Raw genomic sequence first — 2,659 nt, 5'->3', positions numbered from 1 at the left:
ACTTCAATCAAAATGAACGTAAAGCAATATTTAGACTCAACGTATTTAAAAACTGCATCGCAAGCTGGTCTTTCGGAAGCGGAAAATACTATTGTAGTTAAAAATGCAATTGCCGAAGCAATTCAAGAAGGTTTTAAGTTGATTATGATTCGACCAGAATATGTTTCTCTGGCAAAAAAAATGATCATAGAGGCCAATTCTGTTTTGTTAGTTGGTACAGTGATTGATTTTCCAGAAGGAAAATCAAATCTGGAGACCAAAATTAAGGAAGCAAACGAGGCCATTGAAAATGGAGCAGATGATTTAGATTTTGTTTGTAACTATGAAGCGTTTAAGAACGGTGATCTTGATCTGGTAAAAAAAGAAGTCTTAATTGGAACACAGATCGGATTGGCAAATGATAAAACAGTAAAATGGATTATCGAAATTGCCGCCCTAACAGATAAAGAAATTATTCAGTTATCTGCCTTAATAAAACATGTTGTAGTATCAAATTTTAAAGAAGATGATTTTGATGCTGTTTTTGTGAAATCCTCAACAGGATTTTATAAAACAGATAATAATTTGCCAAATGGAGCAACCGTTCCAGCAATAATAATGATGCTCGAAAATGCCTCGCCACTTTCAGTAAAAGCAGCAGGCGGAGTTCGTTCATTTGAAGAAGCCGCAGAAATGATTCGTTTAGGAGTAAAACGTATTGGCACTTCGGCCGCAAAAGCAATTTCAAACGGAGAAATTTCCCCAAATCAATATTAAATAAATACCCAAATTTTAAGTGAATAAGTTTTTTTTGTCCCTTGTTTTAATTTCTACGTTCTTTATTGTTTCTGCTCAGCAAAATAGTAATTCTTCAGTTCAGCCTGGTTTCTCTGCAGAGAAATTTCCAGTTTTTCCTAGTTGCGAAAATTTAGAAGCTAAAAAATTAGAAAATTGTTTCTATAAAGAGGTTCAAGATTTTGTATTCAACAATTTTCAAGTTCCTCAAAAATTAAAAGAAAATAATTATAAAGGAACAGTAAAATTACTTTTTGAAGTAAATGCAGAAGGAGAATTTAAAGTGATTTATGTTTCTACCGAAACAGAAGAATTGTCAGAAGAGGCAAAAAGAGTATTTGGCGCATTTCCAAAAATTAAGCCATCAACTTATAACGGAAAACCAACTTATTCTAAATACACTATTTCTATTGATATTCCTCTAAAAAGTTCAGCGCAGCTTGAGGCAGAAGCTTTGGCAGCAGCAGAAATTGAAAAACAGGTAGAAAAACCAATGACAGAATTGGATAGTATTGTGTATAAAAAGTACCGCAATCCAGAGTTTGATAGTCATTTAAATATTCCATTTTCCCATAGTTATTATTCACAATTTGATGCGGAAATGAATCAGGTAGGAAGTAATAATCATACCGCATCTAAACCTTACACATATGCTGAGGTTTCAAAGTACTATAATTTAAGAGCAGTTAATGAGTCATTGCAGAAAAAAACTTCAACTTGGCTGGGAAGAAAATGGTGGAATGAAAATTTAGTGCAGATTCAGGGAGAAGATTATTGGTTTACTTTAAATCCTATTGTAGACTTGCAAATGGGAAAAGCTTCAGATCTTGATGCATCTTACACTTATGTAAATACTAGAGCATTAAACTTTAGAGGAGGTTTAGGAAAACAAATTAACTTTACGACTACATTTTTTGAAAGCCAAGGAAGATTTGCCGGTTATTTTAATGATTACGCAGAATCTATCAAACCTTCTGGAGGAAATCCAGCGATAATTCCAGGAATTGGAATTGCAAAAAGATTTAAAACAGATGCCTACGATTTTCCTTTAGCGGAAGCGAATATTACTTTTGCGCCAGGTAAAATTTTTGATTTCCAATTAGGATATGGACGAAATTTTATAGGAGACGGTTACCGTTCTTTATTGGAAAGTGACGGAGCAAGCCCATATCCGTATTTTAAAATGAATACCAAATTCTGGAAAATTAAATACACCAATACTTATATGTGGATGAAAGATGTTCGTCCAGAAGTAACAGATGAAAAAACTTATGCAACCAAATTTATGGCTAATCATTATTTGAGCTGGAATGTTTCTAATAGAGTAAATTTAGGTTTTTTTGAATCTGTAGTTTGGACAAACTCAAATAACAGAGGGTTTGATGTTAATTTTGTTAACCCAATTATTTTTTACAGAGCAGTAGAGTTTGGATCTTCATCTAGAAGTGGAAACGCACTTTTAGGAATAACAGGTAAATACAAATGGAATAATAGTGTAAATTTATATTCGCAATTCTTGATCGATGAATTTTCTGTTTCTGATGTTGGGGCAGGAGATCAAAGCTGGAAAAATAAATTCGGATTTCAGCTGGGAGCAAAATATTTCAATGCATTTAACGTAAAAGATTTGTTATTGCAGGTTGAGTTGAATCGCGTACGTCCTTATGTATACTCGCATAGTGCTGTTATTACAAATTACGGGCATAACAATCAGAGTGTGGGACACCAATGGGGAGGAAATTTTAAAGAGCTTGTAGCGATTGCAAGATATCATAAAGGTCGTTGGCTTGCAGACGCGAAACTAACAGTTGGAACAAGAGGTTTGGACTTTGATACAGCAGAAGACTCTTATAATTATGGAGGTAATATTTATAAAAGCTACGAT

Annotated in this window: 2 protein-coding genes; both read left to right on the top strand. The window is 33.6% G+C overall.

Annotation, left to right across the window (positions count from 1 at the left end; all coding sequences use genetic code 11):
- The first annotated feature begins 12 nt into the window (after positions 1–12).
- Positions 13–756, top strand: a complete 744-nt coding sequence (gene deoC / locus B3J44_RS04935) for a deoxyribose-phosphate aldolase (RefSeq protein WP_286966290.1) — start codon at positions 13–15, stop codon at positions 754–756.
- A gap of 19 nt (positions 757–775) precedes the next feature.
- On the top strand, positions 776–2,659 hold a 1,884-nt coding region (locus tag B3J44_RS04930; protein WP_286966230.1), incomplete at its 3' end, for an energy transducer TonB.

This window comes from Flavobacterium sp. UBA4854 (assembly GCF_002399805.1).
GTDB lineage: Bacteria > Bacteroidota > Bacteroidia > Flavobacteriales > Flavobacteriaceae > Flavobacterium > Flavobacterium ginsengisoli.
This window is presented reverse-complemented; position numbering and strand designations above follow the sequence as displayed.

What these genes read in the sequence shown, in the direction of transcription:
- deoC (WP_286966290.1), top strand. Translation starts at nt 13, where the DNA reads ATGAACGTAAAGCAATATTTAGACTCAACGTATTTAAAAACTGCATCG.